Origin of the sequence: Pantoea sp. GD03673 (assembly GCF_029844725.1) — a bacterium.
Taxonomy (GTDB): Bacteria; Pseudomonadota; Gammaproteobacteria; order Enterobacterales; family Enterobacteriaceae; genus Pantoea.
The window spans coordinates 191,296-216,414 of the sequence record NZ_JAOCKJ010000005.1; the positions used below are offsets into that span (position 1 = coordinate 191,296).

Below are 25,119 nucleotides of genomic sequence, written 5' to 3' on the forward strand. Positions count from 1 at the left end.
AGGTTCCTTTATTGCAATCCAAAAGCGCGAAGCATGGTGTCGAGTTTGACGCCGGTTTCGCGCCATTCTGATTCAGGTTGTGAGTCCGCCACGATGCCCGCACCCGCAAACAGCCGCACCCGCGGGCCATTCACCGTGCCGCAGCGAATGGTGACGACCCACTCGCCGTTGCCCTGATCGTCACACCAGCCGACGATGCCGCCAAACAGCTGACGATCAAAGGGCTCAAGTTGCTGAATCAGCGCCCGGGCGCGCGAATGCGGAAAGCCGCTGAGCGCCGGTGTCGGATGCAGCAGGCAGGCCAGTGACAGCGCATTTTCGCGGTCGTCCAGCACCTCGCCCCGAATTTGCGTGGCGAGGTGCCACAGCGTTGCGGTGGTCAGCAGGGAAGGGGTTTCGGGGACGGACAGCAGCCGACTGCGTGGCTGGAGTGTCATGCGCATTGCATCCGTCACCAGCTTATGTTCATAACGATCTTTGGCCGACTGCATCAGGCTGTCGCCTGCGGCCCTGTCTCGCAGCGGATCGCTGTTGCGCGGCGCTGAACCGGCCAGCGGGCAGGAGCTGAACTGGCCGCCCTGCTTACGGATCATCAGTTCAGGGCTGGCCCCCACCAGCGCACCGCCATCGGGCAGCGGCAGATGAAAGTGATAGCTGTCAGGGTTTTGCGCCACGATGCGCTGCATCAGGGGGGCGGTATCGACGGGCTGTTCCGCCACGATCTCCATCAGCCGCGACAGCACCACTTTATCCGGATTGCCGCGCTGCGTGGCCGCTACGGCCTGCGCAACCATGTCAGTGAAAGTGTCATGATCCGGCAACGCCGTGCGGCGACGAACCTTTGGCAGATCGGCTTCAGCCGATGAGGCGCGGGCTTTCAGGTCGTCACGGTTAAAGGTCTGATACGACTCAGGGATGAACAGCGCTGCGGGCTGATCCACATCGAACGGGATCGCGCCCACCAGAACAGGATGGGCGATGCCCTGCTTTCTGGCCGAGGCAAAATGGTGCTGCAGGTCTTGCTGAAACGCTCCGGTCAGCTGCTCACCCTGGTTTACCGGGGTCGTGAGGGTTGTGAAACAGCCCTGAGTCGTCAGGCTTCGCCAGGGAGAGGTAAACAGGAAGCCACGGCAGAGTGCCGGAAAATCCTGCAGCAGGGGATGTTCAAATGCCAGCGATTCCACCATAATTTCACCTATAAATGATAAGATAACTAATAATGATTATCATTTGTATTATGTTGCAGTAACCTACGTTGATTAGCCAGACGTGTCAATAAATACGCGGTGATTCGGCTGCCTTTGTGGGTTAAATCAGCACAAATAGCCGCTAACATTAGCGGCGACAAAGTGGATGAAAATGTATGAATAAACATGGCGTAACGTCGGCGTTAGCGCTGTTCTTACTGAGTATCACCCTGTTCAGCGTGACCGCTGTTGCACAGACCGGCTGGCCGCGAACCGTCACCGGGACAACGGGGCATGTCACGCTGACCCAGGCACCGATGCGCATCGTTTCGACCAGTGTCACACTGACCGGATCGCTGCTGGCCATTAATGCGCCGGTCGTCGCCAGCGGCGCAACCGCACCTGGCAGCCGTCTGGCTGATGAGCAGGGATTCTTCCGGCAGTGGGGGGATGTGGCGAAACAACGCGGCGTAAAGCGGCTCTATATTGGTGAACCCAATGCAGAGGCGATTGCTGCGGAAGCGCCAGATCTGATTGTGGTCAGCGCCACCGGGAATGATTCGGCGATCAAACTGGCCGACCAGCTTTCGGCGATTGCGCCGGTGCTGGTGGTCAACTACGACGACAAAAGCTGGCAGCAGCTGGTGACGCTGCTGGGCGAGGCGACCGGGCATGAAGCCGACGCCGCTGCCCGGATAAGCGAGTTCGACGTGCGCGAAAAAGCGCTCAGGGCAAAGATGACCCTGCCTCCGCAGCCGGTTTCCGCGATGGTGTGGAACGGGGATGGCCGGGCTGTGAATCTCTGGACAGATGCGTCAGCGCAGGGGAAATTGCTGCAGCAGCTGGGCTTCACGCTGGCAACGCCACCGGCTACGCTTCAGGCCGGTCACAGCATGGGACAGCGTAAGGATATTCTTCAGCTGTCAGGCGAAAATCTGGTGACGGGCCTGAATGGTCAGACTTATCTGCTGTTTGCCGCCGAAGATAACACCGCTGCGCAGGTGATGCGCAATCCTTTCCTGGCGCAAACGCCGGCGGTGCGTGCTAAAGCGGTCTATGCGCTGGGGGCCGATAGCTTCCGTCTCGATTATTACAGCGCCAGTAATGTGCTGACGCGGCTGGAGACGCTTTTCGTTAAATCATGATGCGGCTTCGGCGGGGGCAGGCGGTTGATAGCGTCGCAGACGTGCCATCAGCAGCCACATGATAAGACCCAGCACGGTGGCTGCCAGACCAGAGAGGGCGGCCGCCTGCTGCGGTAACAGCAGTGAACCCATCGCGCCAATCATCGCTGCACCTATCGCATCACCGGTGACATTCTGCGCTGTCCAGAGACTGTTGATCCTGCCAAGCAGCGCATCAGGCGTCAGCGTCTGGATCATCGCGTATTGCACCAGACTGCTGATGGCACTGAAATAACCAAAGGCTGCCAGACAGACCAGACTCAGGCTGAACCACGGCATCAGGCTGAACAGCGCCAGTGCAACGAATGCGGCGATGGCACTGACCAGTATCAGGCGACCCGGCTGCGGCGACTGAGCCAGCCGTCCGCTGGTCAGCGCGCCCGTCGCCGCACCCAGCGGCACGGCGGCATACATCAGCCCCAGCTCTGTAAGTCCGACCTGCCAGTGCGGTGCCAGCGCCGGATAGAGCACGCGCACCGCGCTGGCTAACGTCACCAGCGCGCCGACCACTGCCGCCATGCCGACAATCGGGGTATCAAACAGAAAGCGGATGCCGCTGCTTAGCGCCTTCAGTGGATGTTCACGCGGTTGCGGCGGTGGCGCAAGCAGGGGCAACCGCAGCAGGGTTAACACCGTCAGCAGCGTGCCGAACGCGGCCAGCCCGTAGTTCCATGCCACACCGCCCTGTGCAATCACCACCCCCGCAATGGCGGGTGAAAGAATCGCGCCAAAGCGCACCGTCAGCATGGTAATTGCACCCGCCTTCATCAGATTTTCACGCCCGACCAGCGCCGGGGTGGCAGCCAGCAGCGCCGTGACGCCTATCGCACCGAAAAAGCCATCCCAGAGTCCCAGTACAAAGACGGCAGTGACTGACGGTGAAGGGAGCAGGGCGTTGATGCACAACGCAACAAAGCCCAGACCACAGGTGGATCGGGCAAACAGAATCAGGCGACGGCGCTCATAGCGATCGGCCAGCACGCCGCCGGTCAGCAGGCCAGTAAACATCCCGGCACCGGCCAGGGTTACCGCCAGTCCCACCAGCAGCGGTGATTGCGTCAGCTGCTGAATCTGAACCGGTACCGCCACCGCCAGCATGCCGAGTGCAACAATCGATATAAAGCGGGCGATAAATATGGCGCGAAAGGCGGGGTGGGTTTTCAGCAGACTGAGATCGATAAAGCGAGAGGGGTTGTTCATAACGTCGGCTCTTTGTACCCATTTTCCTCATCATTGACTCTGAGAGTCATGGTAACATACAAAACAGCGTTAATAACGATAACAAGTATCATTATCATACACACTCGCAATTGCGGGTTACATTGAATTCGTGAAGGTTTAAACGTTATGCGTCAACTCCGTGCAATAGCCGGTTCAGGGATGCTGCTATTGTTGCTTATCGCGCTCAGCCTGATGCTGGGTGCCAGACCTGTCCCCTTTCATGATGTCACTCATGCCTTACTCTCTGACTGCAGCCGCGTCGATTGCGTGATCGTGCGCGATGCCCGGCTGCCGCGAACCCTGGCGGGACTGCTGGCCGGGATCAGTTTAGGCCTGGCGGGCGCGCTGATGCAGAGCCTGACGCGCAATCCTCTGGCCGATCCTGGCATTCTCGGCGTGAATGCCGGGGCGGGGTTTGCCGTGGTGACTGGCATTGCCCTTTCGGGCGCAGATTCCCCTGCGGAATGGCTGGGTTTTGCTTTTACAGGCGCACTGCTGGCGTCGCTGCTGGTGGCGCTGACTGGCGCGATCGGCGGCGGTCGCGTGAATCCGGTGCGTCTGACTCTGGCTGGCGTGGCGCTGGGGGCGGTGCTGGAAGGTTTAACGTCCGGCCTGTCGCTGCTTAATCCTGACATTTACGATCATCTGCGTTTCTGGCACAGCGGCTCGCTGGATATCCGCAATTTTGCCATTCTGCGCACCGTCTTTCCGGCGGTCGTGGCGGGCAGCCTGCTGGCGCTGCTACTGGCACGTTCGCTCAACAGCCTGAGCATGGGCGGGGAGATGGCGACCGCGCTGGGCACGCGGGTAAGGCGAACTCAACTGGTGGGATTGCTGGCGATTGCGCTGCTGAGCGGCGCGGCGACGGCCGCTGTCGGCCCCATAGCCTTTGTCGGTTTAATGACGCCGCACCTGGCCCGCTGGCTGCTGGGAAACGACCATCGCTGGATGCTGCCGGGAACCCTCCTGATCACTCCCTGTCTGCTGCTGGCCGCCGATATTCTGGGCCGGCTGCTGGTGCCGGGTGAACTGCGCGTGTCTATTGTCACGGCCATTCTCGGCGCACCGATGCTGATTGTGCTGGTGCGCCGTAAGCTGGGAAGAGGGCAGATATGAACCGGGTGATGATCAATACGCTGCTGCTGCTGATGGCCTGCGGGGGGCTGGCTTTCCTGGGCATCACGCGCGGCACTTTACCGATCTCTGCCAGCCAGTTATGGGCACTTTTCAACGGCGAGGCGGCGCGCAATGTTCAGCTGATTGTGCTGGAGTGGCGTCTGCCGCGCGTCATGATGGCGCTGCTGATTGGTGCCGCACTGGGCGTCAGCGGGGCGATTTTTCAGTCGCTGCTGCGCAATCCGCTGGGCAGTCCCGATATTCTGGGTTTCAACACCGGCGCTTACAGCGGTGTACTGGTGGCGCTGGTCATCTTCCAGCAAAACATGGAAGGGATGACGCTGGCGGCGCTGCTTGGCGGGTTACTCACGGCGGGTGTGGTCTGGCTGTTCAGCTGGCGCAACGGCGTGGAGACTTTCCGACTGATTATTGTGGGCATCAGCGTACGGGCACTGCTGATGGCGCTGAACAGCTGGCTGATTATCAGTGCTTCACTGGAGGCGGCTCTGAGCGCCGGGCTCTGGAGCGCCGGTTCACTGAACGGCATTACCTGGGCAAAAACCACGCCGGTGATAACCGTGCTGCTGCTGGCGCTGCTGGCAACAGGTATGCTGGCCCGCCGCATGCGACTGCTGGAGATGGGTGACGACACGGCCTGCGCGCTGGGCGTCCCGGTTGAGCGCAGCCGCGTCATGCTGATGCTGACGGGCGTTATCCTCACCGCCGCCTCTACGGCGCTGGTCGGCCCCATCTCCTTTATTGCGTTGCTGGCACCCCAGATTGCCCGGCGGCTCAGTGGTGGCATCAAAGGTGCACTGCCGCTGGCTGCCTTATGCGGTGCGGTGCTGTTAACCGCCGCAGATTACGCGGCACAGCACGTTTTCCTGCCTTATCGGCTGCCGGTTGGCGTGATTACGGTCAGCCTGGGCGGACTCTATCTGATTGCGCTACTGGTGCGGGAGGCACGACGCCAATGAAAGTGAAAACACGTTTGCAGGGCGACGCGCTGACGCTGGGTTATGACAAAAAAATCGTGGCGGAGAACCTCTCTGTGACGATCCCCGACGGTGAACTGACCGTGATCATTGGCCCCAACGCCTGCGGAAAATCAACGCTTCTGCGTACCTTAAGCCGTCTGGTCTCGCCGCTGCAGGGCGAGGTGCTGCTGGATGGCAATACGATTGCTCATTACGCCACCAAAGAAGTGGCACGGCGACTGGGGCTGCTGCCGCAAAGCTCGAACGCGCCAGCGGGTATCAGCGTCAGTGAACTGGTGGCGCGCGGACGTTATCCGCACCAGTCGTTGTTTGGGCGCTGGCGACAGGAAGATGAGGCGGCGGTTCAGCAGGCGATGCAGGCCACTGGCGTGGCCGATTTAGCGCAGCAGCAGGTTGATACGCTCTCTGGCGGTCAGCGGCAGCGGGTATGGATTGCGATGGTGCTGGCTCAGCAGACGCCACTCCTGCTGCTGGATGAACCGACCACCTGGCTGGATATCGCCCATCAAATTGAGCTGCTGGAATTAATGCAGGATCTCAATCAGCAGCATGGCCGAACGCTGGTGGTCGTGCTGCACGATCTTAACCAGGCGTGCCGCTACGCCAGCCACCTGATCGCAATGCGCGATGGAAAAATCGTTGCCGAAGGGAAACCGGCGGAGATTGTGACGCCGGAACTGATCGCGGCGATCTATGGCCTGCGCTGCATCATCATCAACGATCCGGTAGCCGGTACGCCGATGATTGTGCCGCTGGGAAGAGGCTGACCTGCGCCTTCTCCGGAAAGAGAAGGCGCGGGACGTTTACGGATTCAGCGCTGCCAGACACTGCTGCAGTCGTGGGCCAATCTGCGTGAACATGCGCGGTGAGATGATCTCGATGTGCGCACAGTCCAGCGGCCAGACGGTTAGCTCCCCAACCCAGGGCGCCCAGGCGCGGCGTGCATCCTGACCAGGCTGCTGCGTCTGTTCCGCCAGGAACAGCGTGGCGTGTCCGTTAAAGCGGACACTGCGCGCCGTGGCCAGCAGGCGCACTGAACTGGCGTAGTTGGCTTCAATGGTGGTAAACAGCGCCTCCATGCCTTCCCCCGCCTGCTGCCGCTGCGCTGCGATAAACTGCTCTCGCTCACGCGCAACCTCTGCCAGCACCGCCGGATCCAGCACGTTTTCGCCGCGCCGTTCATCCCAGTTCTGCGTTTCTGGCGGCCAGGTATCCAGCAGCCCAAGGAAGGCGACCGTTTCACCTTCGGCCTCCAGCCGTGCGGCGATGCCCTGTGCCAGCGTGCCGCCCAGCGAATAGCCCAGAAAATAGTAGGGCCCCTGTGGCTGCTCCTGGCGCACCGTCGCCAGATGCGCGTCACACACGGCATCAAGGTGCTGTGCCTGGTTAAGCGGACTGGAAATGTCGGGTGACTGAATCCCCAGCAGCGACCAGCGTGCATCCAGATAGCGCTGTAACACGCTGAACTGCCAGGCAAACCCCGAGGCGGGATGGAAGCAGAACAGCGTCGGGCCCGTGCTGCGCCGCAGCGGTAATACCGCTTCAAATCCGGCGCGGGCTCTCTCCGGGGCGTCGACGCTCAGCAGGGCCGCCAGCTTCTCCACCGTAGCGGCCACCATAATCTGGCCAACCGACACCGGCTGATTCAGCATCCGGCGCAGCTGCGCCGCCAGCCGCATCGCCAGCAGCGAATGACCCCCCAGTGCAAAAAAATCATCCTGTGCGCTGACGGATTCACATTCCAGCAGCGTGGCAAACGCCTGCGCCAGCAGGGTTTCCAGGCCCGGGTGTGGCGCACGACCATCGACTGCTGTCCGGGTTTGCGGCAGCGGCAGCGCTTTGCGATCCAGTTTGCCGTTGCTGCTGAGCGGTAACGCCGTCAGCGGAATAATCGCTACCGGCACCATATGCGCGGGTAACTGTGTTGCCAGGGTCTGACGCATGACTTCGGTATCGACCGGGCCATTCGTCACCACATAGCCGACCAGCTGGCGGGCATCGCCCTGCAGATCGCTGTTGTTGCCCAGCACCACCGCGTGCGTCACGGCCTGCTCAATGCCGGGCAGCGCAGCCAGGGCATGATCGATTTCATTCAGCTCAATGCGCTGTCCGCGAATTTTAAGCTGATCGTCGCTGCGGCCCAGATACTCAACCGCGCCATCTGGCAGCCAGCGTGCCACATCGCCGGTGCGGTACATGCGGGAGCCGTGCCCCCACGGATCGGCCACAAACCGGCTGGCCGTGAGGTCGGGACGATCAAGATAGCCATGCGCAAGCTGCACGCCGGTCAGCCAGAGATCGCCTGCTACGCCCGGCGGTACCGGCTGCAGACGCGCATCCAGAATCCGTAAGCCGGTGTTCCAGACCGGGAAACCAATGGGCACGCTGGCACCTTCGACGGCGGCCAGCTCCGGGCCAGATGCCGGGTAATAGCTGACATCAACCGCCGCTTCGGTCGGGCCATACAGGTTATGCAATGGCACCTGCGTCAGCGCCTGCCACTGGCGCGACAGTGCAGCGGGCAGCGCTTCACCGCTACAGAACACCTGACGCAGGGTGGTACACCTGGCTACCGCGTCGTCATCCTGTAGCGAGCCGACAAAAGCTGCCAGCATCGACGGAACAAAATGGGTCGTGGTTACGCGGTAGCGGGAAAACAGCTGCTGCAGCGCTTCCGGATCGCGGTGGGCATCAGGCGGGGCCATCACCAGCTGTGCGCCGACGATCACTGGCCAGAAGAACTCCCACACCGAGACATCAAAGCTGCTCGGGGTTTTCTGCAACACCACATCCTCACTGCCGAGCGGATAGCGATCCTGCATCCACAGCAGCCGGTTGACGATGGCCTCGTGACTGACCAGCACGCCTTTTGGGCGGCCAGTGGAGCCGGAGGTGTAGATGATGTAAGCGGCATCATGAGGGCGTGGGCCCTGTGGCAGCAAACGATCGACCGGTGTTAACAGTGTGTCATAAAACAGTGGCGCGACCGGTGAGAGCGCCGCCAGCCTGTCCGCCAGTTCGCGGCAGGTGATCAGCGTTTTCGGCGCGGCATCTTCCAGCATCATCTGCAGCCGATCGTCCGGATAGCCGGTATCGAGCGGCAGCCAGGTTGCGCCCACGCTGACAATCGCCTGCAGCGCCAGCGATAAAAAGACCGAGCGCGGCAGCGCCACGGCGACGATGTCACCCCGCGTTACACCCTGCGCAATCAGCTGTTGTCCCAGCGCGGCGACCTGCTGCTGCATCTGCTGATAGGTGAGCTGATGCACGGTATCCGCCAGCGCCGGGGCCTGCGGCGTACGCTGTGCCTGTTGCCGCAGCAGGCTGCTGAGCGTCTCTGCGGGCAGCATCACGGCGGTCTGATTGATCGCCGCCAGCTGCGCATGTTCCTCTGGCATCAGCATATCCAGCTCGCCACAGGCGCACGTCGGCCGGACGGCAAGCTGCTGAAGCAGCAGGCCAAAGCGTCTGGCATGCTGTTTCAGCGCGTCTTTGCTGTAGCGCTCTGCATTGGCGAGCAATTCCAGCGTCAGGTCGCCCTGTTCGCTGAGGTAGATAGCAATTTCCAGATCGCGAACCGGACCTGACGCCAGCTGGTGGGTCACACCTTCAATGCCCGCGAAATCCAGCTGGTAGTCGAACATTTTCAGGTTGATCACCGGTCCATAGAGCGGATCGCCGTCGCCGGATCGCTTCAGATCGCGCTGCACCTGCTCTGCGTCATAACGCTGGTGACGACGCATTTTTTTGACTTCACCCGCCAGCTGGGCGGCCAGTGCCGTCAGCGGCTGTGCCGGATCGTAATGGACCGCCATGGGCAATACGTTGATCACCGGGCCGGTGGCACAGAGTGCGGCTGAGCCGATGCGGCGCATAAAGATGAAACCGGCGGCAAAGTCGTTTTGACCGGTGAGACGTGCCAGCCACAATGCCACCAGCGCAAAGGCGGTATCTGCCGCACTGAGGTTTTGCTGCCGGGTATGCGCCAGCAACGCCTGAAAAGTGTGTCGATCCACAGCAAACGTGTGCCGCAGCAGGCTGGTGCTGGCGCTCTGACCCGCCAGCGGCAGCGCGGACAACGAGGCGGGCGCAGGCAACTGCGCACCTTTCTCCCGCCAGAACTGGCGATCGCGCTGCCAGCCCGACGAGTGCTGGTAGCGCTGATACTCGTCGACCACCTCGCTGAAGGGCACAAACGGGCTCGGCTCCGGCGTGTCGCCGAGCTGCCAGGCGCTGTAGAGATGGGCGATACGGCGGGTCAGGGCGGTGAAGCTGAAACCGTCAACCACCAGATGATGGTAGCGCTGATACCAGTACCAGTGCTCCTCGCCCAGCCGAATCAGGCTGTGATGATAGAGCGGCCCTCCGCTCAGCACCCGCAGATCGCCGGACATATCCTGCTGCATCAGCGCACGTGCGGCGGCCTCCGGATCGGCGGCGTCGCGCAGATCGATCAGGTCAGGCTCGCGGAAACGCTGGGGTGAAGACCACTGCAGCGGTTCACCCTCATGCTCGCCAAAAGCCATATTCAGCGTGTCCGCCTCCTGCATGCCAGCAACGATGGCGCGGGAAAGCAGCACGCTGTTCAGCGCACCTCGCAGTTCAACGAAATGCGCCACAGCGTAGGCATTGGAATAGGGGGATAACTGATCGGCGATCCAGATGCCTGGCTGAGCGGCCACCAGCGGCCATGTTTTTTGCTGTGTCAGCGGGTGCAGAGTGGTCTCAGACATTGTGGCTCCCACTGTCCTGCGTCATAACCGGACGGATATCGTGCCAGTTTTCATTCAGCCAGCGCAGGCAACGGGCCTGCGGTTCGGGGCCAAACACAGGCTGCCATCCTGGCGGAACGGCACAAAAGGCGGGCCATAAGCTGTATTGCTGCTGATCGTTTTTCAGCACCTGACAATCCTGCTGAGGATCGTCGAAATGATTGAGTTGTTGCATGTTGGTCTCCTGTCCGCGATTGCCGGGCGCGTGAACGCCGCTCTCCTGCATAGCCGCGCGCAGCCGGCGGGGTATCAGCGGTTTATGACAATTGCCACAAAGCTTTCAGGCCTGCCAGCAGTCCGCCGCGCCAGCACAGCGCATCGTGACCACCTTCAACCGGGTGATAGCTGACCTGATGTCCTGCCTCGATCAGATCGCGCTGAAACTGCTGGTTTGCCGCCAGAATCAGTCGTTCGCGCCGTCCTGCCTCCAGATAAAAGCGGCGGGAAGGAGCCTGCAGCACACCCTGCTGTAACTGCTGTGGCAGCCAGCCATTCGGATCGCCGCGTGCGGGCCACCAGAACGAACCGGAAAGACTGACGGCACCTGCAAAGGTTTCCGGCCAGTTCAGGGTGGCGTAAGCGGCAGCAAGGCCGCCAAAACTCTGTCCGGCCACCAGCGTGCTGTCGGTCCGAAACGGTGCCCACTGCTGAACCTGGGGTAACAGCTCGTGCTGAATCGCCAGCCAGAAATCAGGGTTACAGGTCAGTTCACGCGTGCGGTGTTCGCGGTCGATGATGTCGATCATCACATAGACCGCAGGAGGCAGTTCGCCTGCCTCAGTGAGCTGCTGAAGCGGATTGGCAACCGGCATGCTGTGCGCCCAGAACTGACCATCCAGCAGCAGTGCCAGCGGACGATCGCCTGCATCTGCCTCACCGGTGACATACATCCAGACCTGACGCTTATTGCCCAGCCTTTCGCTGTGCCACAGATGCTGTTGCAGCGGAAGAGTAGCGGCGCGGCCTTCATCAACGGCACGCCATACCTGCTGATCGGGTGCGAGCGGCAGATGTAATGGTGAAACGGTCATGCCACGACCGCCTGCCCAGCTCCGCAGAGGATTCAGCGGGTCGCTTTGCGCCTGCTGGAATTTCTGCCCCCACCACTGACGCAGCGCCTGCATATCAGCCTGCCCGGTAAACGTCTCTGTCTGGTTGTCTGGGATCAGGCAGTAGCTGCCGCGCCAGTCAGCGGGCAGGGTGGTTTGCCACCACCAGACATCAGTATGAGGAACGGGTGTTAAGGAGGAAGGGGTGAATGAGTGATGATGATCGGTTACACCGGTAATGTTGATCCAGACGCGCCGGGTCTCTGAATGCTGCGGATCACCCTGCGGATCACGCCAGAAGAAGGTGACCTGACAGGTGCCTTTTTCGTCGGGTTCAATCAGGGGAATGCCCTGTTGCTGCTGCTGTTGCCACCAGCGTTCGCTGCCGGTCTCTTCGTTCAACCACGTCATACGCGCCATTATTCGATCACACTTACTTCGGGTCATGCATGTTATGGATAATAGTATTGATAATTATTTGCATTTGCAATAGGGTGTTTCCGCTCGACAGGGAGCGTGCGCATGCTCTCTGCCGCATCGGGTTTCAGACGGGTGCAACGGAGTCCGGAAGCCGGTGTGGCGAGAGGCTAATGCGTGACAGGCAAGGTTATGACCTTTTTACCGGTACGCCGGCAGTGGCATGCTCGCTGGCACTCCAGGAACAGAAAAATGAAAAAGTTATCCCGGCTTTCGTTAGCCATTATGATTGAACTGGGTTTCACCGCCTCTCTCATTTCTGCTGGCGCAATGGCTGCTGAAGCCAACAGCGACCCGGCGATCAACAGCACCTCAGACACGCTCCACGACGGCACCATGACGGTCACTGCCGCTGAACAGACGCTGCAGGCACCTGGCGTGTCGACGATTACCGCTGACGAAATCAAAAAACATCCGCCTGCACGCGACGTCGCCGAAATCATCCGCACCATGCCGGGTGTCAACCTGACGGGGAACTCCACCAGCGGCCAGCGTGGTAACAACCGTCAGATCGATATCCGCGGTATGGGACCGGAAAATACCCTTATTCTGATCGATGGCCTGCCGGTGACCAGCCGTAACGCAGTTCGGCTTGGCTGGCGTGGCGAGCGCGACACACGCGGCGACACTAACTGGGTTCCGCCAGAGATCATTGACCGTATAGAAGTGATTCGCGGTCCGGCAGCGGCCCGCTACGGCAATGGCGCGGCAGGTGGGGTGGTAAATATCATCACCAAAAAAGCGATGGATAATCAGTGGCACGGCTCGTGGAGCGCCTATTACAACGTGCCGGAACACAAGGAGGAGGGCGCGACGCGGCGCACCAACTTCAGCCTTGAAGGACCGCTGGGCGATGATGTCAGTTTCCGGCTCTATGGGGGGCTGGCAAAAACGCAGGCCGATGCTTACGACATCAATGAAGGGCACGCCGCAGACCGCACCGGCAGCTACGCGGGGTCCTACCCGGCGGGCCGGGAAGGATCGGTCAATAAAGACATTCATGGCCTGCTGCGCTGGGCGTTTGCACCGATGCAGGCGCTGGAAGTGGGGGCCGGTTACAGCCGTCAGGGTAACCTTTATGCGGGCGACACCCAGAACACTAATACCAACGCGCTTGTAAAAAGCAAATATGGTGACGAAACCAACCGGCTCTATCGCCAGAACTTTTCGGTTAAGTGGACCGGGGCCTGGGATAATGGCATCAGCACCAATACCTATGCGCAGTATGAAAACACCCGCAACTCGCGTCTGAACGAAGGGCTGGCGGGCGGCACTGAAGGCATATTTTCCAACAGCAACTTCAATACCATCCAGCTGGATGATGTGTTGCTGCACAGTGAGATCAGCGTGCCGTTTGAGTGGCTGGTGAATCAGACTGCAACCTTTGGCACGGAGTGGAATCAGCAGCGGATGAAGGATCCGTCCTCGACGACCCAGGCTGCCAGCTACGGTTCGATTCCGGGCATTGCGACGACCGGCCGCTCGCCTTATTCGCAGGCGGAGATCTTCTCGCTGTTTGCCGAAGACAATATTGAGCTGACTGACAGCACTATGCTGACGCCGGGTCTGCGCTTCGATCACCATTCGATAGTCGGCGATAACTGGAGCCCGTCGCTCAACCTGTCACAGGGATTGGGGGATGAGTTCACCCTGAAAATGGGCATTGCACGCGCTTATAAAGCGCCGAGCCTCTACCAGACTAACCCGAATTATCTGCTTTACAGCAATGGTCAGGGCTGTGCTGCCAGTACCGGTGCCTGTTATCTGATGGGTAATGATGACCTGAAAGCGGAAAACAGTATTAACAAAGAGATTGGGCTGGAGTGGAAGCGCGAGAATTATCAGGCGGGTCTGACCTGGTTCCGCAACGATTACCGCAACAAGATTGAGGCCGGTACGGCACCCACCGGCACCGCGTCTAACGGTAAAACCGACATCTACAAATGGGAGAATGTGCCAAAAGCGGTGGTTGAGGGGCTGGAGGGTACGGTTAACGTCCCGTTCTCCGACAGCGTAACGTGGAATAACAACTTCACTTATATGCTGCAGAGTAAGAATAAAGAGACCGGCGATCGCCTGTCGATTATTCCGGAATATACGCTCAATTCAACGCTGAGCTGGCAGGCAATGCAGGATCTTTCGCTGCAGACAACCCTGACCTGGTACGGCAAACAGATGCCGAAGAAGTACGACTATAAGGGTAACGCCGTCACCGGCAGCGCCACCGATCAGGTCAGCCCCTATTCAGTGGTGGGGATGAGCGGCACCTATGACGTTAATAAGTATGCCAGCGTTACGGTAGGTATCGACAACCTGTTCGACAAGCGTCATTTCCGTCAGGGCAACGCGCAGACCACCGGCAATGCCACTACCGGCGCTTATCTCTACGGCGCGGGTGCCAACACGTTTAACGAGTCGGGGCGTACCTATTATATGAGCGTCAACACCCGCTTCTGATCGGCTCCGCTCTAAAAAAACGCAGCAGGTTCATCGCCCGCTGCGTTTTTTTCTGCTTAATCAGTTGTTCTGGTTAATATCGCGGTAGAGTCGGCTCTCAAAACGCACCAGCGGAATACGCCGGGTACGTTGATCTTCCGGCGGCACCGCATAACCGGAAAGGAACTGAACAAACGCCACCCGTGCGCCACTGGAGGTGGTAATAAAGCCCGCCAGATTATAAACGCCCTGCAGTGAACCGGTTTTCGCTGAGACCTTGCCATCCAGTCCCGCCTCATGCAGTCCGCCGCGATACTGCAGCGTACCGTCATAACCCGCCAGCGGCAGCATGGAGATGTAGTCCAGCGTGTTGTCATTCTTCGCAATGAACTGCAACACCTGCATCATGGTTTGCGGCGAGATCAGATCGTGTCGCGACAGACCGGAACCATCGACCTGAATGCTGTTGCCCATATCGATATCAGCTTTGGCTTTCAGGATGCGGCGAACAGCGTCCTGTCCGGCGCGGAATGTGCCGGGTACGTTGAAGTAGTGATGACCAATGGTGCGGAACACCGTGTCGGCTATCATATTGTCTGACTTCTTCAGCATGGTATGCAGCAGCGTATGCAGCGGGGCAGACTGGGTTGAAGCCAGCACGGTGCCTGGCTCAGTGACCTGCGTCTGGCGCACCAGATGGCCGCTGTAGTCAATCTCTGACGAACGAAGTTCCGCCTTAAGGATCTCGCCTGCCCAGGCGGCCCCATCCTGCACTGCAAAGGCCAGCGGCAGGGGTTCGGCGCGCTGGCGCATACAGCCTGTCAGGGTGTAGCGGTTCAGCTCACCCGGCACGACATCCAGCTCGCAATATTGGCCTTCGCCACTGTTGCGGCCGATGGTGCGGACCTGGCTGTACATATGCGCCGGATAATAGGACGCGATGCGCACAAAAGCATTCTCACCTGGCGTACTGGCACTGTAGAGCGACACAGAGAAGCAGTTTTTATCCACAATCGCCGCACCCGGCGGGGCGCTGAAGCACTGGGTCATGTCGTTCCACGGCCAGCCCGGTGCCATGTCGTGGCTGGCAAAAACCGAGGTGTCGATAACCAGATTACCTTTAATATGGTTAATGCCCTGCTTCTTTAATGCCGCCACCATATTGCGCAGATCCTGACGGCTTAAGGTAGGATCACCGGCGAAACGTGCGACTAAATCGCCGTTCAGGGTGCCATCTATAATGGCACCACGGGTCTCAAAGGTGGTCTGAAAACGGTAGTCGCCACCCAGTTCCAGCAAGGCCGCCAGCGCCGTCACCACTTTCATGGTACTGGCGGGCAGGGCCATCTGTTTTCCGTGGTAATCAATGATCGGTGTTGATGCACCCACTTTTTGCACCATCAGCGCCAGATTGGCACCATCAGGCAGGTACTGCATGTATTCATCAACTGGCGCTGCGTGTGCCTGCAGCATAAATGCGCAGCTTAATCCGGTAACAAGTCGTGAAAATCGCATAATCTCGCGGTAACTGGCAGGTGAGGGCGTCAATACTACGTCGCTGGGCGGTGCAAAGTAAACGATGACCCGCAGGGAACTCTGGGGTAAAATACGTATCAAATTGCAAAACTCTTTTCTGGCCTGGAAGCATTTCCGGGTCAGGATTCTTTTATTTGCAAAAACGGGCTAATGCGCCGCAGAGCGCTTTTTTCTGCGGTCACCAGTCAGGATGACATCGTTAAACAGGAAAGAGGGCGAGGAGCTTAAATGAATCAGATTCCGATGACGTTAAGAGGCGCTGAAAGATTGCGCGAAGAGCTGAACGAGCTGAAAACCGTGAAGCGCCCGCGCATTATCGCCTCTATCGCTGATGCACGCGAACACGGCGATTTAAAAGAGAACGCGGAATATCACGCAGCGCGTGAAGAGCAGGGCTTTTGCGAAGGTCGTATTCAGGAGATCGAAGCCAAGCTCTCCAATGCACAGGTTATCGACGTTACGCAGATGCCTAAAACCGGCCGCGTCATTTTCGGCGCAACGGTGACCGTGCTGAACGTCGAGACCGACGAAGAAGCCACCTATCGCATCGTGGGCGATGACGAAGCGGACTTTAAGCAAAATCTGATTTCGGTCAATTCGCCAATGGCGCGTGGCCTGGTGGGTAAAGAGGCCGATGATGTGGCGATCGTTAAAACCCCGGGCGGCGACGTTGAGTATGAGATCCTGAAGGTGGAATACCTTTAAGATGTTGCTACGCTTTGAAAAGCGTTTAAGCACAATGTAAAGAAAGGAAAAAGGCCGCATTGCGGCCTTTTATCTGAGGTAAGAGCATGTCACTTTCTTTGCCCACTTAGCGTGGCAGAGAAATTTTGCTCTCTTTAGAAGGGCGATACAGCACCAGCGTTTTGCCGATCACCTGTACGTTGCTGGCACCGGTCTCACGCACGATAGCCTCAACGATGAGCTGTTTCGTTTCACGATCTTCAGAGGCGATTTTTACCTTGATCAGTTCGTGATGCGACAGAGCCTGCTCGATTTCGGCCAGCACGCCTTCAGTCAGGCCATTGCCACCCAGCATAACCACTGGCTTGAGCGGATGGGCGAGGCCCTTGAGGTGCTGTTTTTGTTTGGTACTTAGATTCATCGTAGTATTTTACTTACTCAGGGATTGAAAACGGTTCATTCTACCGCCATCTCGGGTATATCACCAAATCGACGCAACCCCTTGCGTGCAGGTTTATCGCTACGATGACGATTTAACTGGAATTATTATGACGGGTAAAAAGCGTTCGGCCAGCTCCAGCCGCTGGCTACAGGAACACTTTAGCGATAAATATGTGCTTCAGGCGCAGAAAAAAGGGTTGCGTTCGCGCGCCTGGTTTAAACTTGATGAAATACAACAGGGTGACAAGCTTTTCAAACCCGGCATGACCGTGGTAGATCTGGGTGCTGCACCTGGTGGCTGGTCGCAGTATGTGGTTCAGCAAATCGGGAATAAAGGGCGAGTCATTGCCTGTGATATCCTGCCCATGGATCCGATAGTCGGTGTCGATTTCCTTCAGGGCGATTTTCGTGAAGAATCGGTGATCAATGCGCTGCTTGAGCGTGTTGGCGATCAGAAAGTTCAGGTTGTCATGTCTGATATGGCACCGAATATGAGTGGTACACCTGCCGTAGATATTCCCCGGTCGATGTATTTAGTGGAACTGGCGCTGGAGATGTGTCGGGATATCCTGGCACCCGGCGGCAGTTTTGTAGTGAAAGTGTTTCAGGGAGATGGCTTCGATGAATACCTGCGGGAAATTCGCTCCCTGTTTACGAAAGTAAAAATTCGTAAGCCGGACGCTTCACGTTCACGTTCACGTGAAGTGTACATTGTGGCGACTGGGCGCAAACTATAACCAAATTGCTGGAGAAGTCCGCAGCTTTGCTGCGATTCCATGTATGCAGGATCTATAGTACCCTACGCTATCTGTTAACACCGTTGTAATATGAGGTTAATCCCTTGAGTGACATGGCGAAAAACCTGATTCTCTGGTTAGTCATCGCGGTCGTGCTGATGTCAGTATTCCAGAGCTTTGGGCCCAGCGAGTCAAATGGCCGTCGGGTTGATTATTCAACCTTCCTGTCGGAAGTGAACCAGGATCAGGTCCGCGAGGCACGTATTAACGGGCGTGAAATTAACGTCATTAAAAAAGACAGCAATAAATACACGACCTACATTCCTGTCAACGATCCCAAGTTGCTCGATAACCTCTTGACCAAAAACGTCAAAGTGGTTGGCGAACCGCCAGAAGAGCCAAGCCTGCTGGCTTCTATCTTCATTTCGTGGTTCCCGATGCTGCTGCTGATCGGTGTGTGGATCTTCTTTATGCGTCAGATGCAGGGCGGCGGCGGTAAGGGCGCGATGTCCTTCGGCAAAAGCAAAGCCCGCATGTTGACGGAAGACCAGATTAAAACCACTTTCGCCGACGTAGCCGGTTGTGACGAAGCGAAAGATGAAGTGGCTGAGCTGGTGGAATATCTGCGTGAGCCGAGCCGTTTCCAGAAGCTGGGCGGTAAAATTCCAAAAGGCGTTCTGATGGTGGGGCCGCCGGGTACCGGTAAAACCTTGCTGGCAAAAGCCATTGCCGGTGAAGCGAAGGTGCCTTTCTTCACCATCTCCGGTTCTGACTTTGTGGAAATGTTTGTCGGTGTCGGTGCATCCCGTGTGCGCGACATGTTCGAACAGGCTAAGAAAGCTGCACCGTGCATCATCTTCATTGATGAGATCGATGCCGTAGGTCGTCAGCGTGGTGCCGGTTTAGGCGGTGGTCATGATGAACGTGAGCAGACGCTGAACCAGATGCTGGTTGAGATGGATGGTTTCGAAGGCAACGAAGGTATTATCGTTATTGCCGCAACGAACCGTCCGGACGTACTGGACCCTGCACTGCTGCGTCCAGGCCGCTTTGACCGTCAGGTTGTGGTTGGCCTGCCAGATGTTCGCGGTCGTGAGCAGATTCTGAAAGTGCATATGCGTCGTGTGCCACTGGCCACAGATATTGATGCAGCAATCATTGCACGTGGTACGCCTGGCTTCTCGGGTGCCGATCTGGCTAACCTTGTGAACGAAGCAGCGCTGTTCGCCGCACGTTCAAACAAGCGCGTCGTGTCGATGGTCGAGTTCGAGAAAGCGAAAGACAAAATCATGATGGGTGCGGAACGTCGCTCCATGGTGATGACGGAATCGCAGAAAGAGTCAACTGCCTACCACGAAGCGGGCCATGCCATTATTGGTCGCCTGGTGCCAGAGCATGACCCTGTGCATAAAGTCACGATTATCCCGCGTGGCCGTGCGCTGGGTGTGACCTTCTTCCTGCCTGAAGGCGACGCGATTAGCGCCAGCCGTCAGAAACTGGAAAGCCAGATCTCGACCCTGTACGGCGGTCGTCTGGCGGAAGAGATCATCTACGGTGCAGAACATGTTTCTACCGGCGCGTCGAACGACATTAAAGTCGCGACGAACCTGGCACGCAACATGGTGACGCAGTGGGGCTTCTCGGACAAACTGGGTCCGCTGCTCTATGCAGAAGAAGAGGGCGAAGTGTTCCTTGGCCGTTCTGTTGCGAAAGCGAAGCACATGTCTGATGAAACGGCGCGTATCATCGACCAGGAAGTTAAACACCTGATCGACAGCAACTACCAGCGCGCCCGCCGCATTCTGGGTGAGAACATGGACATCCTTCACGCGATGAAAGATGCGCTGATGAAGTATGAAACCATTGATGCACCGCAGATCGATGACCTGATGGCGCGCCGTGAAGTGCGTCCGCCAGCGGGCTGGGAAGATCCAGGCAGCAACTCAGACAGCAACGGTACGCCAAAAGCGCCACGTCCGGTTGATGAACCGCGTACGCCGAACCCAGGCAATACCATGTCAGAGCAGTACAACAAATAAGACGCAACATCGTCAGACAAAACCCCGGCTGGTCCGGGGTTTTTTACATCCAGATATTGATCAGCAAGGAGTTTTCACCATGAAGTTGTTTGCCCGTGATTCCCATCTCGATTTATCTTTTCCTCATGTGATGGGCATTCTGAATGTCACGCCGGACTCCTTTTCAGATGGTGGCAAACATAATGCGCTGGTTGATGCGCTGACGCATACCAATGAGATGGTTAATGCAGGCGCAACCATCATTGATGTAGGCGGTGAATCTACCCGTCCCGGTGCGGATGAGGTGAGCGTGGAGGAGGAGCTGGAACGGGTGATTCCGGTGATCGATGCCATTGCCCAGCGTTTTGAAGTCTGGATCTCAGTGGACACCTCGAAAGCGGAAGTCATCCGGGAAGCTGCGCGAGTGGGTGCTCACATCATTAACGACATACGTTCCCTCTCCGAACCGGGTGCGCTGGAAGCTGCAGCGGCTACCGGACTTCCTGTCTGTCTGATGCATATGCAGGGTGAACCGCGCACCATGCAGCAGGCACCGGTGTATGAAAACGTCTTATCCGAAGTGGACACTTACTTCGTTCAGCAGATTGCACGCTGCGAAGCGGCAGGAATTAAAAAAGAGCAGCTGATACTCGACCCGGGCTTCGGTTTCGGTAAAAATCTCAGCCACAACTATGAACTGCTGGCTCATCTCAGCGATTTTCACCACTTTGGCCTGCCGCTGTTGGTGGGAATGTCGCGTAAATCGATGATTGGCCAGCTGTTAAATGTCGGCCCGTCACAGCGTTTAACCGGCAGCCTGAGCTGTGCGGTGATTGCTGCCATGCAGGGTGCGCAGATTATTCGCGCGCATGACGTAAAAGAGACGGCCGAAGCGATGCGCGTGGTCGAAGCGACCCGAAGAGCAAAAGGATAATCATGAGTAATCGTAAATATTTCGGTACAGACGGCATTCGCGGCAAAGTCGGTGAAACACCTATCACGCCTGATTTTGTCCTGAAGCTGGGCTGGGCTGCGGGTAAAGTGCTGGCGCGCCACGGTTCGAAAAAAATCATCATCGGCAAAGATACCCGTATCTCTGGCTATATGCTGGAGTCTGCACTGGAAGCGGGTCTGGCTGCCGCAGGTCTGACGGCCGCCTTTACCGGTCCGATGCCGACACCCGCCATTGCCTATCTGACCCGCACCTTCCGCGCAGAGGCAGGCATCGTCATTTCAGCGTCGCACAATCCGTTTGACGACAACGGCATTAAATTTTTCTCGTCTGAAGGCACCAAACTGCCTGATGACGTTGAAGAAGCGATTGAGCTGGAGATGGAAAAGCCGATTACCTGCGTAGAATCAGCACAGTTAGGCCGCGCCAGCCGCATCGTCGACGCCGCAGGACGTTACATTGAGTTTTGTAAGGGCACCTTCCCCAGCGAACTCAGTCTGAATGGCCTGAAAATTGTGGTCGACTGCGCCAATGGTGCAACTTACCACATTGCGCCGAATGTCCTGCGTGAACTGGGGGCGACCGCGATCGCTATCGGTGTGCAGCCCGACGGGATGAACATCAACAAAGAGTGCGGTGCCACCGATCTTAAACTGCTGCAGCAGCGCGTGCTGGCAGAGAAAGCCGATATCGGCCTGGCCTACGACGGCGACGGCGACCGCATCATGATGATTGACCACCTTGGCGAAAAAGTTGATGGTGACCAGATCCTCTACATCATTGCGCGTGAAGCCCTGCGTCAGGGGCAGTTACGCGGCGGTGTCGTGGGTACGCTGATGAGTAACATGGGGCTGGAGCTGGCTCTGAAACAACTGGGCATTCCGTTTACCCGTGCCAAAGTAGGTGACCGCTATGTGCTGGAGAAGATGCAGGAGAAGGGCTGGCGTCTCGGCGCAGAGAACTCCGGGCATGTGATCCTTCTGGATAAAACCACCACCGGCGACGGTATTGTTGCAAGTTTGCAAGTACTCACTGCAATGGTGCGCAATCACATGAGCCTGCACGATCTCTGCAGTGGCATGAAGATGCTGCCACAGGTTCTGGTCAACGTACGCTTTGCAGGCGAACATGATCCGCTGCAAAGCGATGCCGTGAAAACGGTGACCGCCGATGTTGAAAAAGCGCTGGCGGGTCGCGGGCGTGTCCTGTTGCGCAAATCCGGGACTGAGCCGTTGATTCGCGTCATGGTTGAAGGTGAAAACGAAGCGCAGGTCACTGAACTGGCTAATCGCATCGCCGATCAGGTCAAGGCAGTTTAAACCCCTGACAGGCGGTTCACTATTCTGAGAACTGCCTGTAAAATCACCGGGATGGCGCTTTTTTCTGCAATCAGTTTGCATAAGAGAAATTGCACTTGCAGAGATATGCGCCTTTGGTTAGTATTCACACCCGCTTCTGATGGGTGATGACGAGACTCCCCATCAATACTGGTTGAAGCTTTAACTGTACGATTATCGTGCAAGGAACAGGTTGAATATGTACGAAGCTCTTTTAGTTGTTTTCCTTATTGTGGCTATCGCCCTCGTGGGTATGATTATGCTGCAGCAAGGCAAAGGCGCTGATATGGGAGCCTCATTCGGTGCAGGCGCATCCGGTACGGTGTTTGGTTCTTCGGGTTCAGGTAATTTCATGACCCGTACTACTGGCATCTTAGCGGCACTGTTCTTCATCATCAGCCTGGTTCTGGGTAATCTGAACAGTAATAAAGCCTCGAAAGGAAGCGAGTGGGAAAATCTTTCTGCGCCGGCGCAGTCTTCTCAACAGACTGAAAAGCCAGCTCAACCGGTCACGCCGGGCAGCGATATTCCTAAGTAAGGTCGTCAGCACAACGAATCGTTGTGGTCAGTGTAGTGCCGTGGTGGTGGAATTGGTAGACACGCTACCTTGAGGTGGTAGTGCCCGATTGGGCTTACGGGTTCAAGTCCCGTCCTCGGTACCAAATCGTAGTATCACTTGCATTTTATGCAGGTCTGGCGTATTATTCGCCACGTTTTCGGACGCGGGGTGGAGCAGCCTGGTAGCTCGTCGGGCTCATAACCCGAAGGTCGTCGGTTCAAATCCGGCCCCCGCAACCACTTTCCCTTTGAGTTCTTTTTCAAATATACTGTATGCATCGACGGACGCATTCACGGCTATTTTTTGAAAGAAAATTCTTTGGATGGAGTCCGGACCGCAATGCGGTTTACAGGGTCCAGTGATTAAAAGCCCCGAATATTCGGGGTTTTTTGTTATTAGCGAATCGTAATACTGGGCTATAGGCCCTTTTTTTATGTCTTGGGGGTGGGCTTGTCCACATTAGAGCAAAAATTGACAGAGTTGGTATCGGCTCCCGTAGAAGCGCTGGGTTACGAACTGGTTGGTATCGAATTCGTTCGTAGTCGCACATCTATCCTGCGCATCTATATTGATAGTGAAGATGGCATCAATGTCGATGATTGCGCCGATGTCAGCCACCAGGTAAGTGCGGTAATGGATGTTGAAGATCCCATTACGGTACCTTACAACCTTGAAGTCTCTTCACCGGGACTCGATCGTCCTCTGTTCACCGCCGAACACTACACCCGTTTTATGGGTGAAGAAGTGAGTCTGGTGTTGCGTATGGCCGTTCAGAACCGCCGTAAATGGCAGGGAACCATCAAGTCAGTTGATGGCGAGATGATCACGGTGCACGTTGAGGGTAGCGATGAAGTGTTCGCGCTGAGTAATATTCAGAAAGCGAACCTGGTCCCCCACTTTTAAAAGTCCGGATTGAGGCTAACCAGGATGAACAAAGAGATCTTAGCTGTTGTAGAAGCCGTTTCTAACGAAAAAGCCCTGCCGCGTGAGAAAATCTTCGAAGCGCTGGAGAGCGCGCTGGCGACTGCGACCAAGAAAAAGTACGAGCAGGAAATTGAAGTACGCGTCAGCATTGATCGCCGCAGTGGTGATTTCGATACTTTCCGCCGCTGGGAAATCGTAGAAGAGGTGACACAGCCGACGCGCGAGATCACGCTGGATGCGGCCCGCTTCGAAGATGAAGCATTCAATCTGGGCGATTATGTCGAAGATCAGATTGAATCGGTCACCTTTGACCGTATCACCACCCAGACCGCTAAGCAGGTTATCGTGCAAAAAGTGCGCGAAGCTGAGCGCGCAATGGTGGTTGACCAGTTCCGTGAACAGGAAGGCGAAATTATCACGGGCGTGGTGAAGAAAGTTAACCGCGACAACATTTCCCTCGACTTAGGCAGCAATGCCGAAGCGGTCATTCTGCGCGAAGATATGCTGCCGCGTGAAAACTTCCGTCCAGGCGACCGTATTCGTGGCGTACTTTACTCTGTTCGCCCGGAAGCGCGTGGTGCACAGCTGTTTGTGACGCGTTCTAAACCCGAAATGCTGATTGAACTGTTCCGCATTGAGGTGCCAGAAATTGGCGAAGAACTGATTGAAATTAAAGCCGCAGCCCGCGATCCGGGTTCACGCGCTAAAATTGCAGTCAAAACCAACGACAAACGTATTGATCCGGTGGGTGCCTGTGTGGGCATGCGCGGCGCGCGTGTTCAGGCCGTTTCCAGTGAACTGGGCGGCGAGCGTATCGATATCGTGCTGTGGGACGATAATCCGGCGCAGTTTGTTATCAACGCCATGGCCCCGGCCGATGTGGCGTCAATCGTGGTTGATGAAGATAATCACACCATGGATATCGCCGTAGAAGCTGGCAACCTGGCTCAGGCGATCGGCCGTAACGGCCAAAACGTGCGTCTCGCTTCACAGCTGAGTGGCTGGGAGCTGAACGTGATGACCGTCGATGATCTGCAGGCCAAGCATCAGGCTGAAGCACATGCAGCGATCGATATGTTCACTAAACATCTCGACATCGACGAAGAGTTCGCCACCGTACTGGTGGAAGAGGGCTTCTCTTCGCTGGAAGAGCTGGCATACGTGCCAATCAACGAGTTGCTGGAAGTCGACGGCCTCGACGAAGAGACCATTGAAGCCCTGCGTGAACGAGCAAAAAATGCGTTAACCACCCTGGCACTGGCGAAAGAAGAGAGTCTTGGAAATCAGGAGCCCGCTCAGGATCTTCTGAATCTTGAAGGCCTCGATCGTGCGCTGGCGTTCCGCCTGGCGTCGAAAGGCGTTTGCACGCTGGAAGATCTCGCTGAGCAAGGTGTTGACGATCTGACGGATATTGAAGGCCTGTCTGATGAACAAGCCGGCGCGCTGATTATGGCCGCACGTAATATCTGCTGGTTCGGCGATGACGCGTAA

General features: G+C 57.4%; 20 protein-coding genes and 2 tRNA genes. 15 read left to right on the forward strand and 7 right to left on the reverse strand.

Annotated features, from left to right (window positions below; genetic code table 11):
• Nucleotides 1-8 precede the first annotated feature (8 nt).
• Nucleotides 9-1,187, reverse strand: coding sequence for an isochorismate synthase (locus N5J69_RS11270; RefSeq protein WP_279770343.1), 1,179 nt, complete (start codon nt 1,185-1,187; stop codon nt 9-11).
• A gap of 176 nt (nt 1,188-1,363) precedes the next feature.
• Between N5J69_RS11270 and fepB the strand changes: the two genes are divergently transcribed.
• Nucleotides 1,364-2,332, forward strand: a complete 969-nt coding sequence (gene fepB, locus N5J69_RS11275; RefSeq protein WP_279770344.1) for a Fe2+-enterobactin ABC transporter substrate-binding protein — start codon at nt 1,364-1,366, stop codon at nt 2,330-2,332.
• Here the strand turns inward: fepB and entS are convergent.
• Nucleotides 2,327-3,571, reverse strand: coding sequence for an enterobactin transporter EntS (entS, locus tag N5J69_RS11280; protein WP_279770346.1), 1,245 nt, complete (start codon nt 3,569-3,571; stop codon nt 2,327-2,329). The two genes, fepB and entS, sit on opposite strands and share 6 nt — an antisense overlap.
• Before the next feature lie 147 nt (nt 3,572-3,718).
• Here entS and fepD point away from each other — a divergent pair, with 147 nt between their 5' ends.
• The 3 genes from fepD to N5J69_RS11295 are packed head-to-tail and all read left to right on the forward strand — an operon-like array spanning nt 3,719 to nt 6,473.
• On the forward strand, nt 3,719-4,708 hold the full coding sequence (gene fepD / locus N5J69_RS11285; protein ID WP_279770348.1) for a Fe(3+)-siderophore ABC transporter permease: 990 nt from the start codon (nt 3,719-3,721) through the stop codon (nt 4,706-4,708).
• Nucleotides 4,705-5,685: an iron-enterobactin ABC transporter permease gene (gene fepG / locus N5J69_RS11290; RefSeq protein WP_279770349.1), complete on the forward strand. Its 981-nt coding sequence runs from the start codon at nt 4,705-4,707 to the stop codon at nt 5,683-5,685. The genes fepD and fepG overlap by 4 nt, the downstream gene beginning before the upstream one ends.
• Nucleotides 5,682-6,473 carry an ATP-binding cassette domain-containing protein gene (locus N5J69_RS11295; protein WP_279770351.1) on the forward strand — a complete coding sequence of 264 codons (792 nt, stop codon included), beginning with the start codon at nt 5,682-5,684 and terminating at the stop codon, nt 6,471-6,473. Before fepG ends, N5J69_RS11295 begins: the two co-directional genes overlap by 4 nt.
• A 36-nt stretch (nt 6,474-6,509) precedes the next feature.
• Here N5J69_RS11295 and N5J69_RS11300 read toward each other — a convergent pair whose 3' ends face one another.
• The 3 genes from N5J69_RS11300 to fes form a co-directional block, all read right to left on the reverse strand.
• Nucleotides 6,510-10,439: an enterobactin synthase subunit F gene (locus N5J69_RS11300; protein WP_279770352.1), complete on the reverse strand. Its 3,930-nt coding sequence runs from the start codon at nt 10,437-10,439 to the stop codon at nt 6,510-6,512.
• Nucleotides 10,432-10,653 carry an MbtH family protein gene (locus tag N5J69_RS11305; protein ID WP_279770354.1) on the reverse strand — a complete coding sequence of 74 codons (222 nt, stop codon included), beginning with the start codon at nt 10,651-10,653 and terminating at the stop codon, nt 10,432-10,434. The genes N5J69_RS11300 and N5J69_RS11305 overlap by 8 nt, the downstream gene beginning before the upstream one ends.
• An 82-nt stretch (nt 10,654-10,735) precedes the next feature.
• On the reverse strand, nt 10,736-11,947 hold the full coding sequence (gene fes, locus N5J69_RS11310; protein ID WP_279770356.1) for an enterochelin esterase: 1,212 nt from the start codon (nt 11,945-11,947) through the stop codon (nt 10,736-10,738).
• A gap of 249 nt (nt 11,948-12,196) precedes the next feature.
• Here fes and N5J69_RS11315 point away from each other — a divergent pair, with 249 nt between their 5' ends.
• Nucleotides 12,197-14,461, forward strand: a complete 2,265-nt coding sequence (locus tag N5J69_RS11315) for a TonB-dependent siderophore receptor (protein WP_279770358.1) — start codon at nt 12,197-12,199, stop codon at nt 14,459-14,461.
• A gap of 60 nt (nt 14,462-14,521) precedes the next feature.
• On the opposite strand, the gene dacB is transcribed toward N5J69_RS11315, so the two are convergent.
• Nucleotides 14,522-15,955, reverse strand: coding sequence for a serine-type D-Ala-D-Ala carboxypeptidase (gene dacB, locus N5J69_RS11320; RefSeq protein ID WP_279770359.1), 1,434 nt, complete (start codon nt 15,953-15,955; stop codon nt 14,522-14,524).
• A 249-nt stretch (nt 15,956-16,204) separates the two neighbouring features.
• Here dacB and greA point away from each other — a divergent pair, with 249 nt between their 5' ends.
• Nucleotides 16,205-16,681 (forward strand): transcription elongation factor GreA, encoded by a 477-nt coding sequence (greA, locus tag N5J69_RS11325; protein WP_010251811.1) that lies wholly within the window; start codon nt 16,205-16,207, stop codon nt 16,679-16,681.
• Nucleotides 16,682-16,787: 106 nt separating this feature from the next.
• Here greA and yhbY read toward each other — a convergent pair whose 3' ends face one another.
• Nucleotides 16,788-17,081 carry a ribosome assembly RNA-binding protein YhbY gene (gene yhbY / locus N5J69_RS11330; RefSeq protein WP_010251809.1) on the reverse strand — a complete coding sequence of 98 codons (294 nt, stop codon included), beginning with the start codon at nt 17,079-17,081 and terminating at the stop codon, nt 16,788-16,790.
• A gap of 127 nt (nt 17,082-17,208) precedes the next feature.
• Between yhbY and rlmE the strand changes: the two genes are divergently transcribed.
• From rlmE to nusA, 9 genes are all read left to right on the forward strand, one after another.
• Nucleotides 17,209-17,838 carry a 23S rRNA (uridine(2552)-2'-O)-methyltransferase RlmE gene (rlmE, locus tag N5J69_RS11335; protein ID WP_031375418.1) on the forward strand — a complete coding sequence of 210 codons (630 nt, stop codon included), beginning with the start codon at nt 17,209-17,211 and terminating at the stop codon, nt 17,836-17,838.
• Between the two features lie 113 nt (nt 17,839-17,951).
• Nucleotides 17,952-19,877 carry an ATP-dependent zinc metalloprotease FtsH gene (gene ftsH / locus N5J69_RS11340; RefSeq protein WP_279770361.1) on the forward strand — a complete coding sequence of 642 codons (1,926 nt, stop codon included), beginning with the start codon at nt 17,952-17,954 and terminating at the stop codon, nt 19,875-19,877.
• A 79-nt stretch (nt 19,878-19,956) separates the two neighbouring features.
• A complete protein-coding gene (gene folP / locus N5J69_RS11345) occupies nt 19,957-20,790 on the forward strand; it encodes a dihydropteroate synthase (RefSeq protein WP_279770362.1) in 834 nt (277 codons plus the stop codon).
• Between the two features lie 2 nt (nt 20,791-20,792).
• Nucleotides 20,793-22,127, forward strand: coding sequence for a phosphoglucosamine mutase (glmM, locus tag N5J69_RS11350; protein ID WP_279770363.1), 1,335 nt, complete (start codon nt 20,793-20,795; stop codon nt 22,125-22,127).
• 217 nt (nt 22,128-22,344) lie between these two features.
• Complete coding sequence (secG, locus tag N5J69_RS11355) at nt 22,345-22,683, forward strand: preprotein translocase subunit SecG (protein ID WP_003851074.1); 339 nt, start codon at nt 22,345-22,347, stop codon at nt 22,681-22,683.
• A gap of 37 nt (nt 22,684-22,720) precedes the next feature.
• A tRNA-Leu gene (locus N5J69_RS11360) sits at nt 22,721-22,807 on the forward strand.
• A gap of 59 nt (nt 22,808-22,866) precedes the next feature.
• A tRNA-Met gene (locus N5J69_RS11365) sits at nt 22,867-22,943 on the forward strand.
• 211 nt (nt 22,944-23,154) lie between these two features.
• Complete coding sequence (gene rimP / locus N5J69_RS11370; RefSeq protein WP_010251795.1) at nt 23,155-23,607, forward strand: ribosome maturation factor RimP; 453 nt, start codon at nt 23,155-23,157, stop codon at nt 23,605-23,607.
• Between the two features lie 24 nt (nt 23,608-23,631).
• Nucleotides 23,632-25,119, forward strand: coding sequence for a transcription termination factor NusA (gene nusA / locus N5J69_RS11375; protein WP_279770365.1), 1,488 nt, complete (start codon nt 23,632-23,634; stop codon nt 25,117-25,119).

Bases quoted from the DNA above. Each gene is read 5' to 3' on its own strand.
- N5J69_RS11270 (WP_279770343.1), bottom strand. From the start codon at position 1,187: ATGGTGGAATCGCTGGCATTTGAACATCCCCTGCTGCAGGATTTTCCG.
- fepB (WP_279770344.1), top strand. From the start codon at position 1,364: ATGAATAAACATGGCGTAACGTCGGCGTTAGCGCTGTTCTTACTGAGT.
- entS (WP_279770346.1), bottom strand. From the start codon at position 3,571: ATGAACAACCCCTCTCGCTTTATCGATCTCAGTCTGCTGAAAACCCAC.
- fepD (WP_279770348.1), top strand. From the start codon at position 3,719: ATGCGTCAACTCCGTGCAATAGCCGGTTCAGGGATGCTGCTATTGTTG.
- fepG (WP_279770349.1), top strand. From the start codon at position 4,705: ATGAACCGGGTGATGATCAATACGCTGCTGCTGCTGATGGCCTGCGGG.
- N5J69_RS11295 (WP_279770351.1), top strand. From the start codon at position 5,682: ATGAAAGTGAAAACACGTTTGCAGGGCGACGCGCTGACGCTGGGTTAT.
- N5J69_RS11300 (WP_279770352.1), bottom strand. From the start codon at position 10,439: ATGTCTGAGACCACTCTGCACCCGCTGACACAGCAAAAAACATGGCCG.
- N5J69_RS11305 (WP_279770354.1), bottom strand. From the start codon at position 10,653: ATGCAACAACTCAATCATTTCGACGATCCTCAGCAGGATTGTCAGGTG.
- fes (WP_279770356.1), bottom strand. From the start codon at position 11,947: ATGGCGCGTATGACGTGGTTGAACGAAGAGACCGGCAGCGAACGCTGG.
- N5J69_RS11315 (WP_279770358.1), top strand. From the start codon at position 12,197: ATGAAAAAGTTATCCCGGCTTTCGTTAGCCATTATGATTGAACTGGGT.
- dacB (WP_279770359.1), bottom strand. From the start codon at position 15,955: ATGCGATTTTCACGACTTGTTACCGGATTAAGCTGCGCATTTATGCTG.
- greA (WP_010251811.1), top strand. From the start codon at position 16,205: ATGAATCAGATTCCGATGACGTTAAGAGGCGCTGAAAGATTGCGCGAA.
- yhbY (WP_010251809.1), bottom strand. From the start codon at position 17,081: ATGAATCTAAGTACCAAACAAAAACAGCACCTCAAGGGCCTCGCCCAT.
- rlmE (WP_031375418.1), top strand. From the start codon at position 17,209: ATGACGGGTAAAAAGCGTTCGGCCAGCTCCAGCCGCTGGCTACAGGAA.
- ftsH (WP_279770361.1), top strand. From the start codon at position 17,952: ATGGCGAAAAACCTGATTCTCTGGTTAGTCATCGCGGTCGTGCTGATG.
- folP (WP_279770362.1), top strand. From the start codon at position 19,957: ATGAAGTTGTTTGCCCGTGATTCCCATCTCGATTTATCTTTTCCTCAT.
- glmM (WP_279770363.1), top strand. From the start codon at position 20,793: ATGAGTAATCGTAAATATTTCGGTACAGACGGCATTCGCGGCAAAGTC.
- secG (WP_003851074.1), top strand. From the start codon at position 22,345: ATGTACGAAGCTCTTTTAGTTGTTTTCCTTATTGTGGCTATCGCCCTC.
- nusA (WP_279770365.1), top strand. From the start codon at position 23,632: ATGAACAAAGAGATCTTAGCTGTTGTAGAAGCCGTTTCTAACGAAAAA.